This window comes from Pseudomonas sp., from assembly GCF_035497915.1.
Taxonomy (GTDB): domain Bacteria; phylum Pseudomonadota; class Gammaproteobacteria; order Pseudomonadales; family Pseudomonadaceae; genus Serpens.
Genome location: NZ_DATJCS010000012.1, coordinates 168,926 through 180,020, shown reverse-complemented (window position 1 = coordinate 180,020; position 11,095 = coordinate 168,926). Strand labels below are relative to the sequence as shown.

At 66.6% G+C, this 11,095-nt stretch carries 14 protein-coding genes; 6 read left to right on the top strand and 8 right to left on the bottom strand.

From position 1 onward, the window contains the following. Together VL129_RS04620 and VL129_RS04615 are read left to right on the top strand one after the other, a co-directional pair. Positions 1-203: YIP1 family protein (locus VL129_RS04620; protein WP_325410555.1), on the top strand; the 203-nt coding region annotated here is incomplete at its 5' end. Positions 204-280: 77 nt separating this feature from the next. Further along, entirely contained in the window at positions 281-775 is a 495-nt protein-coding gene (locus VL129_RS04615; protein WP_325410553.1) for a SprT family zinc-dependent metalloprotease, read from the top strand. Between the two features lie 102 nt (positions 776-877). Here VL129_RS04615 and VL129_RS04610 read toward each other — a convergent pair whose 3' ends face one another. The 3 genes from VL129_RS04610 to VL129_RS04600 are packed head-to-tail and all read right to left on the bottom strand — an operon-like array spanning position 878 to position 2,627. Then, positions 878-1,384, bottom strand: coding sequence for a DUF2937 family protein (locus tag VL129_RS04610; RefSeq protein WP_325410551.1), 507 nt, complete (start codon positions 1,382-1,384; stop codon positions 878-880). Between the two features lie 49 nt (positions 1,385-1,433). Further along, the gene (locus VL129_RS04605; protein ID WP_325410549.1) at positions 1,434-2,207 is read right to left on the bottom strand and encodes a class II glutamine amidotransferase; all 774 of its coding nucleotides are present in this window, start codon (positions 2,205-2,207) and stop codon (positions 1,434-1,436) included. A 15-nt stretch (positions 2,208-2,222) separates the two neighbouring features. After that, positions 2,223-2,627: an MFS transporter gene (locus VL129_RS04600; protein WP_325410547.1), complete on the bottom strand. Its 405-nt coding sequence runs from the start codon at positions 2,625-2,627 to the stop codon at positions 2,223-2,225. Positions 2,628-2,717: 90 nt separating this feature from the next. On the opposite strand from VL129_RS04600, the gene VL129_RS04595 reads away from it, so the two are divergent. Next, positions 2,718-4,760, top strand: coding sequence for a S9 family peptidase (locus tag VL129_RS04595; protein WP_325410545.1), 2,043 nt, complete (start codon positions 2,718-2,720; stop codon positions 4,758-4,760). 100 nt (positions 4,761-4,860) lie between these two features. Here the strand turns inward: VL129_RS04595 and VL129_RS04590 are convergent, their stop codons facing one another. Further along, positions 4,861-5,727 (bottom strand): YihY/virulence factor BrkB family protein, encoded by an 867-nt coding sequence (locus VL129_RS04590; RefSeq protein WP_325410543.1) that lies wholly within the window; start codon positions 5,725-5,727, stop codon positions 4,861-4,863. A gap of 146 nt (positions 5,728-5,873) precedes the next feature. Here VL129_RS04590 and VL129_RS04585 point away from each other — a divergent pair, with 146 nt between their 5' ends. Then, entirely contained in the window at positions 5,874-6,209 is a 336-nt protein-coding gene (locus tag VL129_RS04585) for a YgaP family membrane protein (RefSeq protein WP_325410541.1), read from the top strand. A 21-nt stretch (positions 6,210-6,230) separates the two neighbouring features. Here VL129_RS04585 and aqpZ read toward each other — a convergent pair whose 3' ends face one another. Continuing rightward, positions 6,231-6,920 carry an aquaporin Z gene (gene aqpZ / locus VL129_RS04580; protein WP_325410539.1) on the bottom strand — a complete coding sequence of 230 codons (690 nt, stop codon included), beginning with the start codon at positions 6,918-6,920 and terminating at the stop codon, positions 6,231-6,233. 214 nt (positions 6,921-7,134) lie between these two features. Here aqpZ and VL129_RS04575 point away from each other — a divergent pair, with 214 nt between their 5' ends. Both VL129_RS04575 and VL129_RS04570 read left to right on the top strand, forming a co-directional pair. Further along, complete coding sequence (locus VL129_RS04575) at positions 7,135-7,599, top strand: curlin (protein ID WP_325410537.1); 465 nt, start codon at positions 7,135-7,137, stop codon at positions 7,597-7,599. Positions 7,600-7,658: 59 nt separating this feature from the next. Beyond that, on the top strand, positions 7,659-8,939 hold the full coding sequence (locus VL129_RS04570) for a hypothetical protein (RefSeq protein ID WP_325410535.1): 1,281 nt from the start codon (positions 7,659-7,661) through the stop codon (positions 8,937-8,939). A gap of 74 nt (positions 8,940-9,013) precedes the next feature. Here the strand turns inward: VL129_RS04570 and VL129_RS04565 are convergent, their stop codons facing one another. The 3 genes from VL129_RS04565 to csgE are packed head-to-tail and all read right to left on the bottom strand — an operon-like array spanning position 9,014 to position 10,728. Then, entirely contained in the window at positions 9,014-9,862 is an 849-nt protein-coding gene (locus VL129_RS04565) for a CsgG/HfaB family protein (protein WP_325410533.1), read from the bottom strand. A gap of 21 nt (positions 9,863-9,883) precedes the next feature. Beyond that, positions 9,884-10,312 (bottom strand): curli assembly protein CsgF, encoded by a 429-nt coding sequence (locus VL129_RS04560; protein WP_325410531.1) that lies wholly within the window; start codon positions 10,310-10,312, stop codon positions 9,884-9,886. Further along, entirely contained in the window at positions 10,309-10,728 is a 420-nt protein-coding gene (gene csgE / locus VL129_RS04555; protein ID WP_325410529.1) for a curli production assembly/transport protein CsgE, read from the bottom strand. The genes VL129_RS04560 and csgE overlap by 4 nt, the downstream gene beginning before the upstream one ends. Between the last annotated feature and the right edge of the window lie 367 nt (positions 10,729-11,095).

Sequence of the window (11,095 nt, the reverse complement as noted above, 5' to 3'; positions counted from 1 at the left end):
GCATGATCATCGGCACGGCGGCGGTGGCCTATACCGCCTACCTTTTGTACGTCGGACTGCCGACCTTCATGGATATCCACCCGGACGAGGGTTTCCTGTTTTCCAGCTCGGTGCTGGCGGTAGGCCTGGTGGTGCTGGTGGCGATGCTGGCCGCCTCGGTGGTGCTCTGGGGCATGGGCATCGGCCCGATCTACACGCTCTGACCCGCAGTCGGGGCGCGGCCTGCCGCGCGCCCCGCGACTTCTCTATACTGGCGCGCCTGTTTTACCGGGAGGCCGCCATGCCCCACTTGCTCGAAGCACGCGTCGAAGCGTGCTATCGCCAGGCCGAGACGTTTTTCAAACGCAGCTTTCCCCGCCCGAGGGTCAGCCTGCAGTTGCGCGGGCAGAAGGCCGGCGTCGCGCATCTGCAGGAGAACCTGCTGCGTTTCAACGCCCAGCTGTATCGGGAGAACACCGAGCATTTCCTGCGCCAGACCGTGGCCCACGAGGTGGCCCATCTGGTCGCCCATCAGTTGTTCGGCCTGCGCATCCGCCCGCATGGCGAGGAGTGGCAGAAGATCATGCGCGGCGTCTTCCAGTTGCCCCCCGAGCGTTGCCATAGCTACGACGTGCCACGGCGCAAGGCGACCCGTTACGTCTATCGCTGCCAATGCCCGGAAGGCCTGTTCCCGTTCAGCGCCCAACGCCACGGCCTGGTCGCCAAGGGTCGGCGCTACCTGTGCCGACGCTGCAGGGCGACGCTGCAGTTCACCGGCGAGCTGCGGGTGGAATAGCGGCGAGGGGCTTCAGCCGCTCACGCCTTCGTGCGGGCCGCTGCCAGAAGCTCGCGACTGAAGTCGCTCCTACGGGTCGGTGGGGGTACGCTGGTCGCAAGATCAGAGGGGCCGCACGCGGCGGGTGAACAGCAGCGAGCCCAGCATGGCCAGCAGGCTCTCCACCAGCGCCGCCAGCAGCAGGCCGCAGGACAGGCCCCAGGCGATGGCCGCCGGATCCAGCGGCACCTGGTATTGATAGCCGCGCAACGCATCGCGGGTCAGCCGCGCATCGGCGGCGCTGAACAGGTGCCAGGCGCGCGCGTACCAGGGTCCCTGCATGGCCTGCCATTCACGTTCGAGCAGCTCGGCGCGGCCCACCAGGCGCTCGACGCTGCCGGCATCGCTGCGCATCACCGGATCGTCGCTGGCGCGGTAATGCCGCAGCAGCGCCTGCAGGTCGCCGGCGAAGAAGCGCCGCGCGGTGTCACGAAAGCCTTCCAGGCTGTGCGCCGACTCCAGGCGATGGGCCTCCAGGCGCTGGGTGTAGGCGTCCATGAACGCGGGGATCTGCACCCCCACCAGCAGGCCGAAGGCGAACAGCAGCAAACGCAGGTAGCTTCGCAACATGGGGGGATTCCTGACGAAAGGTAATGGCCGACTGCAAGCGGCGTGCCGCTCAGGCCTTGCCGCTGGCGATGCACTCGCCGCGCCGCCACAGCGTCCAGTCGCCCGGCTCGTGGGCGATCCAGCGCTCATTGTCGGTCAGCGGATCGGTAGCCAGCACGGTGACCACATCGTCGGGACTGGTTTCCGCCTGAAAATCGACGGTCACGTCGGCGTCCTTCAGACGTGCCGGTCCGAAGGGCGCGCGGCGGGTGATCTGCGCCAGCTTGGTGGTGCAGAAGCTGAACAGCCAGTCGCCGTCGCTGAGCAGGCAGTTGAACACGCCCTTGTCGCGATAGTCGACGCAGGCCGCGACCAGCGTCGGCAGCAGCAGCGTCACGTCCACCGGAGAGGGAAAGGCCTGGCGCACCCGATTGAGCAGGTCGCAGAACGCCGCCTCGCTGTCGGTTTCGCCCACCGGCCGGTAGAACCCCGTCTCGGCGTGGAAATCGCGCAGTTGGCCGTTGTGGGCGAAGCACCAGTAGCGCCCCCACAGCTCGCGGGAAAACGGATGGGTGTTGGCCAGCGAAACCGGCCCGGCATTGGCCTGGCGGATATGCCCGATGACCACCTTGCTCTTGATCGGATAGCGCTGCACCAGACGTGCCACCTCGGAGTCGGCGCTGGCGGCGGGGTCCTGGAACAGGCGCAGGCCACGCCCCTCGTAGAAGCCGATGCCCCAGCCATCGCTGTGCGGGCCGGTGCGGCCGCCGCGCTGCATCAGCCCGGTGAAGCTGAACAGGATGTCGGTGGGCACGTTGGCGCTCATGCCGAGCAGTTCGCACATGACAGGGTCTCCGCGTCAGGCCTGCGGCTCGACGCGACGGGCATCCCCGCCGTTCGCCGGTTCCGCCCGCGCAGCGGCGCGTTCACGCAGCCAGCGCTCGATCGGCCAGCGCGCGGCGGCGAAAATCAGATAGAGCACCAGGGCGATCAGGCCGTACATGGACAGGTCGGCCAGCGCCCGCCACAGGCTGTCGCCCATCTGGAAGCCCAGGTCCAGCGCACCGATGGCGATGGCCGGCGCCAGCAGATCGCGGGACGGGTCCACCAGGGTCGGGGTGAACAGCAGCACGGCGGCCAGCAGGCGCAGGATCTCGCGCAGCCAGCGCCACATCCAGCGGGTCAGGCGCATCCACACCAGCATCAGGCCCAGGGCCGCACTGGCATACAGGGACCAGGCGAGCAGGTAGTCGTTGTCGATCATTGGCGTTTCGGGCGGTGAAATGGGCGCATATCATAGCGACTTTTGCAGCGGGCGACCTACCCGGTGCGACCTTCGTCCCAGAGGCCTCCCATGAGTCAAGCCCCCCTCGCCCGCAGCATCCCCGGCGCCGATCCCTACCAGTGGCTGGAAAACCGCGACAGTGCCGAGGTACTCGAGTACCTGCAGGCGGAAAACGCCTACACCGACGCCTGCCTGACCGACCAGGCCGGGCTGCGCCAGCGGCTGTTCGAGGAGATCAAGGGCCGCATCCGCGAGACCGACCTGTCGCTGCCGGCGCCCTGGAAGGATTTCCTCTACTACCAGCGCACCACGGCGGGCGACGAGTATCCGCGCCACTACCGTTGCCGGCGCCCGGCCGACGGCTCGCTGGTCATTGACAGCGCCAGCGAGCAGTTGCTGCTGGACCCCAACGTCCTGGCCGACGGCGGCTTCCTGTCGCTGGGCGCCTTCAGCCTCAGCCCCGACCAGCGCCTGCTCGGCTACAGCCTGGACACCACCGGCGACGAGATCTATCGGTTGTTCATCAAGGACCTGCACAACGGCGAAATCAGCGAGCTGCCGTTCGAGGACTGCGACGGCAGCCTGTGCTGGGCCAACGACAGCCAGACACTGTTCTTCGCCGAACTGGACGACACCCACCGCCCCCACAAGCTGTACCGCTATCGGCTGGGCGACGCCGAGGCGCAGCTGGTGTTCAACGAGCCGGATGGGCGCTTCTTCATCCATTGCTACCGCACCAGCTCGGAACGCCAGCTGGTGCTGGCCAGCGGCAGCAAGACCACCAGCGAGGCCTGGGTGCTGGATGCCGAGCGGCCGCACGACGCCTTCGTCTGCGTGGCGCCGCGCGAGGAAGGTCACGAATACGACCTCGACCACGGGCTGCTCGACGGCCAGTGGACCTGGTTCATCCGCAGCAACCAGGCGGGCATCAACTTCGCCCTGTACACCGCACCACAGGGCACCCCGGAGCGCGCGCACTGGCAGCTGCTGCGCGGTCACGACCCCGAGGTGATGCTGGAGGACCTGGACCTGAACAGCACGGCCTATGTGCTCAGCCTGCGCGAAGGCGGCCTGTCGGTGCTGGAGGTGCATCCAAACGGCGCCGCACCCTACCGCGTCACCCTGCCCGACGCCGTCTATAGCCTGCATGTGGCCAGCACCCTGGAATTCGACAGCCCGGTGATCCGCCTGCGCTACGAATCGCTCAACCGGCCGGCGCAGCTGCGCCAGCTGGAGCTGGCCAGCGGCAGCCAGCAGGTGCTCAAGGAAACCCCGGTGGAAGGCCCGTTCGATGCCCAGGCCTACGAGAGCCGCCGGCTGTGGGCCACCGCACCGGATGGCACGCGCATCCCGGTCAGCCTGGTGGCGCACCGCGAGGTGCTTGCCGCCGGCCAGCCGGCGCCGCTGTACCTTTACGGCTACGGCGCCTATGGCGAGTGCCTCGATCCCTGGTTCTCCCATGCGCGCCTGTCGCTGCTGGAGCGCGGCTTCATCTTCGCCATCGCCCACGTGCGCGGCGGCGGCGAGATGGGCGAGGCCTGGTACCGCGCCGGCAAGCTGGAACACAAGGCCAACACCTTCGGCGATTTCATCGCCGTGGCGGAAACCCTGGTCGCCAGCGGCCTGACCCAACCGGAAAAACTGGCCATCAGCGGCGGCAGCGCCGGCGGTCTGCTGATCGGCGCGGTGCTGAACCACCGCCCGGAGCTGTTCGGCGCCGCCATCGCTGAAGTGCCCTTCGTCGACGTGCTGAACAGCATGCTCAACCCGGACCTGCCGCTGACCGTGACCGAGTACGACGAATGGGGCGACCCGCGCGATCCCGAGGTGCATGCGCGCATCCAGGGTTACGCACCTTACGAGAACGTGCGCGCCCAGGCCTATCCGCCACTGCTGGTGGTGGCCGGCTACCACGACAGCCGCGTGCAGTACTGGGAAGCCGCCAAGTGGGTCGCGCGGCTGCGTGCCAGCAAGGCCGATGACCGCCTGCTGCTGCTCAGGACCGAAATGGGCGCCGGCCATGGCGGCATGAGCGGCCGCTACCAGGCCCTGCACGACGTGGCGCTGGAGTATGCGTTCCTGCTCAAGGTGCTGGGCATGACAGAAGGCTGAAGCCACGGCGAACCCGTAGGAGCAGCTTCAGCCGCGATGCTTTTGTGCAGCCCGAACCTGAAAGCTCGCGGCTAAAGCCGCTCCTACAAAAGCAGGGCGGTTACGCCTTCACCTTCTCGCCGGGATCCTTGCCGCTCGGATCCTGGTGCTCGATCACCGCGTTGAGCTCCGCGCCGAACAGCAGCACCGCCGCCGACAGGTAGAAATACATCAGCAGCACGATGATCGCGCCGATGCTGCCGTAGGTGGCGCTGTAATCGGCGAAGTTCTGCACGTAGTAACCGAAGCCCAGCGACGCGGCAATCCAGGTCAGCACGGCGATCAGCGAGCCGGGGGTGATGAAGCGGAATTCCTGCTCCACATCCGGCGTGACGTAATAGAACACAGCCACTGCCAGTACCAGCAGGAACACCGCCACCGGCCAGCGCAGCCAGGCCCAGACCGTCACCACCACCTGCTTCAGGCCGAACAGTTCGGCCAGCCAGCCCATCAGCGCCGGACCGACCACCATCAGCGCGGCCGCCGTCAGCAGCATCGCGGCGATACCCACCGTATAGAGCACCGACAGTGGATACAGCTTCCAGAATGGCCGCCCTTCAGGCACATCGTAGGCGCGATTCATGGCCACCATTGCCGAACGGATGCCGGCCGACGCCGTCCACAAGGCGAACAGGATGGCGATGGAGAACAGCCCGGACTTCTGCTCCTGAAACTGCACGATCACCCCGTCCACCTGCTCCATGGCCTGGGGTGGCAGCAGCAGCGCGGCCTGGCTGCGCAGCCAGTCGTAGAAGTGCTGCAGATCGAGAAAACCGATCAGCGCCACCAGGAACAGCAGAAAGGGAAACAGCGAGAACAGCCCGCGAAAGGCCAGCGCGGCGGCATAGGTTTCCATTTCATCCTCGCCGAACTCCTTGAACGATCGCTTCATCAGCTCGACGAAGCCCAGCCCGCGCAGATCGAACATGCTCCGCCCTCGTCATCCCGGTACTGAAAGGACGGAGCGCACCCGCGGAAGTTCACCACCACGTCCGGGGCCGGTAGTCGCCTGCCGCGAACAGCGCGCGTGACCGGCAGTCAGCAGAGGACAGCCTCGAACCGGGAGTACTCACCATGCATGGCTATGACACCCACTCGATTCACCCGCAGAACGTCCATGGCTGGGAACGCACGCTGTCCATCGCCGGCGGCTTCTTCCTGCTGGCCTGCGGCCTGCGCAAGGGAGGCCTCACCGGCCTGGTGGAACTGGGTCTTGGCGGCATGGCGCTGGCCCGGGGCATGACCGGCCAGTGCGCCGCCAAGCGCGCCCTGTGTCGATCCTGCTCCAACGGCGATTACTGTTCGATCGAAGAACATGAACAGCAACGGCGCAACGCCGAGGCCGCCACCCGCACCAGCACGGTCACCGGTAACGACTCGCTGGACAGCCCACCGGTTGGACGGCCGTAGTAGCGCCACAGCGACCCTGTCTCAATCATCCGTGCGACCGATCAGCCGGTATGCCAGCGCACCGAGCAGTGCGCCGGCGATCGGCGCCACCCAGAACAGCCACAACTGGCTGACCGCCCAGTCACCCACATACAGGGCAACACCGGTGCTGCGCGCCGGATTCACCGAAGTGTTGGTGACCGGAATCGAGATCAGGTGGATCAGCGTCAGCGCCAGACCGATGGCCAGCGGCGCAAAGCCGGCCGGGGCCCGCGGCGAGGTGGCCCCGATGATGATGAGCAGGAAGAACGCGGTCATCACCACTTCGCTCAGGGCCGCCGCAGCCAGCGAATATCCGCCCGGCGAATGCGCGCCGTAGCCGTTGGAGGCGAAGCCGGCGGACAGCTCGAAACCGGCCTTGCCACTGGCGATCAGGTACAGCACGCCACCGGCGGCCAGCCCGCCCAGTACCTGGGCGGCGATGTAGGGCAGCAGCTGTCCGGCCTGAAAACGCCCGGCGGCCCACAGCCCGACCGACACGGCGGGATTGAAGTGCCCGCCGGAGATATGTCCGACCGCATAGGCCATGGTCACCACAGTCAGCCCGAATGCCAGAGACACGCCCAGCAACCCGATACCCAGCTCCGGGAAGGCGGCCGCCAGCACGGCGCTGCCGCATCCCCCCAGGACCAGCCAGAACGTTCCAAGAAACTCCGCGCCATATGTCTCCACGATTGTTTTTCCAGTGCCGTGGAGGGAGACGATTGGCCGCGCTGCGCGGCCGGGCACTGCCAGTGTAGTCATCCGGCGCCGAGCGCAAGGCACTGCCGCAGCCCTGTTGCGCCGATTTGCCGGAATGCGGAACCTGAACCATGCTCTTGCGCAAACGGACCCGCATCACGCTTGGCCTGCCAAACCCCGCACACGGACCGTGAAGGACAAGGGAATGAAACGCCAGCCTGCCTATGCCGCCGCGCTTGTCGCCTGGGTACTGCACAGCACCGCAGCGGCGGCCTATGACCTGATGGACAACGCCGACCTGGCCACCGACCGGGACCTGGTCGAGGCACGCCTGCCCGATACTGGCGCGCTGCTGGTACTGCGCCAGGTCGGCCAGCACAACCTCGCCGCCCTCGAGCAGAGCGGCGAGTCGCTGCTCGGCAGCGTCGTGCAGCACGGCAGCCACCAGGAAGCCTACCTGCTGCAGCAGGGCAGCGACCTGATGGCCAGCATCTGGCAGCAGGGCTACGGCAACCAGGCGGCCATTGCCCAGTTCGGCATGGGCAACCAGGCACAGATCATCCAGTCCGGCGCGCACAACACCGCCAGCATCGAGCAGAGCGGCTCGGGGCTGTACAGCCGTATCACCCAGGTTGGCGTCGGGCAGACCGCCCATGTGCGCCAGCGCTGACGCGTCCCCACAAAGGCAGTACCAAAAGAAAAGCAGTACACCAAACAAGGAGGCAACACATGTTCAGGAAGACCCCCCTCGCAGCAGCGATTCTGGTTCTGGCCGCCGGCCCCGCGCTGGCCGACAACTTCTCGCTGCAAGCCCAAACGGGCACCGAAAACAGCGCGCTGGTCGAGCAGATCGGCGGCCGCGCCAATGCCGCCCAGGCGCAAAGCGGCTTCCGCAACGACGCCCAGTCGGCCCAGGTTGGCAGCGCCGGTTCGGTCGGTCAGGCCCAGATCGGCCGTTTCAACCAGCTTGAGGCCGACCAGTACCGGGCCGGTGCCGGCAGCCTGATCAAGCAGTTCCAGGACGGCCACCACAACGACGGCCAGGCGAGCCAGTTCGGCGGCCGGGCCAACAGCATCACCCAGATCCAGCAAGGCCATGGCAACGACAGTTCCGTCGTCCAGTTGGGCGGCGCGCACAACAGCGCCACAGCCAACCAGCAAGGCGCGCACAACGAGGCGACCATTCGCCAGGAACTGCACGGCAGCCACAACCGCGCACTGATCGACCAGCAAGGCTCGCAGCACCAGGCGTCGGCGATCCAGACCCTCAACGACGGCGGCATCATCGAAATCCAGCAGCTGGGCAATCTGCACAGCATCCGCGTCTACCAGGGAGACACCCAGAACAACCAGGTGACGACCCTGCAAGACGGCGCGAACAGCTCCGCGCTGATCTCGCAGATCGCCCAGGACGGCAGCCGCATCGATGTGCAGCAGTTCGGCGGTCTCCAGGATGCCTCGGTTCACCAGTTCCAGGCCGACCACAGCCAGATCAGCACCCAGCAGACCGGCGAAGCCAACAGCCTGCTGGCCGAGCAGGGCCCGGGGGTGAACCTCAGCGCCACCCTGACCCAGCACGGTGTCGGCAACCGTCACGAGCTGGCGCAGAGCGGTGAAGGCAACACGGTGGACCTCGGCGCCTACGGCGACAACAACCGCGCCCAGGTAGCCCAGGCCGGCAGCTACAACGAGCTGTACTTCGACCAGAACGGCAGCGACAGCCTGCTGGTGGCTGACCAGCGCGGCAGCAACAACCACTTCGGCGGCAGCAGCAACGGTGCGGAAAACAGCGTCAGCCTCGACCAGGGCGGCGCCTACAACAGCGCCTATGCGTACCAGAGCGGCTACCTCAACACTGCCGAATTCGTGCAGAGCGGCGGCTACAACAGCGCCCATGTCGCTCAGTCGGGGGCGCTGAACCAGGCGGTCATCAATCAGGCGGGTTACAACCACGTCAGCAACATCGCTCAGTACGGTACGGCCAACCAGGCCATTGCCATCCAGCGTTGAGGATCGGTGCCGCCGCCTTGCGGCGGCCTGTTCCCACACAAAAAACCGGAGCCTCTCGGCTCCGGTTTTTCATTTCAGCCTGCCTCTTTGCGGTACTTCGCCAGATACTTGCCCAGCGGCGAATCCTTCAGCGACACCTGATCGGTCGCCTGCCAGAGGCGACGCTCGATGCCCTGGGCAATCAGATGCGCAACGGCCGCTTCGATGGCCGACAGCACACAGAGCTGCGCCGGCTCGTTGACCGTGTAACCGGCCTCCACTTCAAGCAGGTCCTTCAGTTCGATGAACTTGAACACCCCGGCGCTGCGCGCCACCGAGTAGATGGTCTTGCTGGTCATGACATTGGCCAGCACCTGCCCGCTGCGCACATCCACCGCCCGCAGGCTGACCGACACCTGATCCACCCGGTATTCGTTCGACCCGCCGATACCCAGGTAACGGGCACCCTCGCCACCGGTGCGCACATTGCTGTCGAAGGCGACGATGCCCCCCTCCAGCACGATGTTGGCCGCCTGCAGCGGCGGCAACTCGGCGAGGATGTTGGCCGGCGTGCCGTTCTTCTGCTGCGAGGCGCGGATGATCTTGCGCTCGGTCAGCAGGTTCTGCAGCCCCTCGCGCTCCAGCACCATGAACCAGCCACTGGCCTGCAGGGCGTCCATCAGCATGCTTGCCGCGCCCTGGGTCACGCTGGTGGAGAAGGAACTGGCCGGGGTCGGCTTGTACTGCCCCGTCTGGTCGCGGAAGCCGTACACCGCCGTCACCACCAGCCCCTTGGGCTTGGGCATGTTGACCAGATCATCGTAGGTCGATGCCCGGGGAGTGAGCGTCGGGATTTCCGCGTCGTGCTCGGCCGGCATCGGCTCGCGCAGCGAACAGCCCTGCAACAACGCACCGGCCAGTGCCACCGCTAGTAAGGTTCTCATGCCACGTCCTTGTTCCATGGATCAGTTCGGCGTCCAGCCACTGAGTACGATCTCCGACACCTCGCCCGTGGTGCGGTCGGTCACCAGGATGCTGAGGATCCCGGAATTGGCGTTGTCCTGTATCTCGATGATGAAGGCACTGGTGGTCAGGGTGCCGGTCTGGCCACTTTCGATGTTGGTCATCAGTTGCGACAGCAGCCGCGACTCCAGCTGGGCGGTGAAACGCTCCAGCGCCGTGGTGCCGGTATAGCCAGCTCCCATGCCGGGACTCGAGCTGGAATGGTCGTTCTGCGCCTGGGCGTTGCCCAGCAGCCAGGTGCCATTCAGGGGGTTGCCACCGAATGAGGGATTCACCGGCGTGTAGACCAGTTCGCTGGCCTGCGCCACGGCGATCAGGCCCCCGCAGGCCAGCCCCAGCGCGGCGGACCGCGCCCTCCATTGCCTTCTCATAGTTCGTCTCGCTCCATGTCCGTGGTGTCCTGCAGGAGGATTTCCAGTCGCCGGCGGGTGACCGTTTCCTTGACCTGGTCGGCGGCCGCGTAGGCGATCGCCTGCAATTGCGCGGTGTTGGGCGCCAGAAAGCTGCGGTATACGGTGCGCTGTTCGAACTCCACCCAGACCAGGCTGCCCCAGCGCGCCGAGGGTCGCTCGCGCACCACCAGATTGAAGTCCAGGCGACTGGTGTCCCGCAGCCGCTCGCTGAAATATCGGTAGAACTGGTGCCCGATGTGGCTGATCGTCTGATCGACGATAAAGCCATTGAGTTCGTCGTTCGGGCTTCCGGCCCGGGCCTGGCTCGCCGGCAGGAGCAACAGCAGGCAGAAGAGCACCCGGACGAGTGCGGGCGGTAGGCGGGGAAAGTCCATGTCGGCGTTCGGCATCCTGCTGCGCGGCGTCGGCCCGAGGCGCGACTGCCGGGGAAAGGCAGTGCGAACTGTAGTCGATGCCGTTGCGGCCCGCGCTTGCGGGCGGCAAAGCGTGACGCGCATCACGCGACATGCCCGGCCGACGGACAGCCCGTGGCCCCGTTGGCCGGGATAAACCCGGCCCCACAAGGTTCCTACAGACCCTGTAGGGCCGGCAGCGGCAGTGGGGATACTCGCCTGGCTGGCAGCTTCGCCTCCGTCCGGCCGGGGTAAACCCGGCCCCACAATGGTTTCGCGCCGACTCCGGCCCCAAGGTTGTCGAGCCCCAAAAAAGAACCCCGCACACGGCGGGGTCCTTTTTACCGAA

Coding starts and splice junctions, on each gene's coding strand:
- VL129_RS04565 (WP_325410533.1), bottom strand. CDS start 9,862: ATGAGAACCTTACTAGCGGTGGCACTGGCCGGTGCGTTGTTGCAGGGC.
- VL129_RS04560 (WP_325410531.1), bottom strand. CDS start 10,312: ATGAGAAGGCAATGGAGGGCGCGGTCCGCCGCGCTGGGGCTGGCCTGC.
- VL129_RS04610 (WP_325410551.1), bottom strand. CDS start 1,384: ATGTTGCGAAGCTACCTGCGTTTGCTGCTGTTCGCCTTCGGCCTGCTG.
- VL129_RS04605 (WP_325410549.1), bottom strand. CDS start 2,207: ATGTGCGAACTGCTCGGCATGAGCGCCAACGTGCCCACCGACATCCTG.
- VL129_RS04615 (WP_325410553.1), top strand. CDS start 281: ATGCCCCACTTGCTCGAAGCACGCGTCGAAGCGTGCTATCGCCAGGCC.
- VL129_RS04575 (WP_325410537.1), top strand. CDS start 7,135: ATGAAACGCCAGCCTGCCTATGCCGCCGCGCTTGTCGCCTGGGTACTG.
- VL129_RS04590 (WP_325410543.1), bottom strand. CDS start 5,727: ATGTTCGATCTGCGCGGGCTGGGCTTCGTCGAGCTGATGAAGCGATCG.
- csgE (WP_325410529.1), bottom strand. CDS start 10,728: ATGGACTTTCCCCGCCTACCGCCCGCACTCGTCCGGGTGCTCTTCTGC.
- VL129_RS04600 (WP_325410547.1), bottom strand. CDS start 2,627: ATGATCGACAACGACTACCTGCTCGCCTGGTCCCTGTATGCCAGTGCG.
- VL129_RS04585 (WP_325410541.1), top strand. CDS start 5,874: ATGCATGGCTATGACACCCACTCGATTCACCCGCAGAACGTCCATGGC.
- VL129_RS04570 (WP_325410535.1), top strand. CDS start 7,659: ATGTTCAGGAAGACCCCCCTCGCAGCAGCGATTCTGGTTCTGGCCGCC.
- VL129_RS04595 (WP_325410545.1), top strand. CDS start 2,718: ATGAGTCAAGCCCCCCTCGCCCGCAGCATCCCCGGCGCCGATCCCTAC.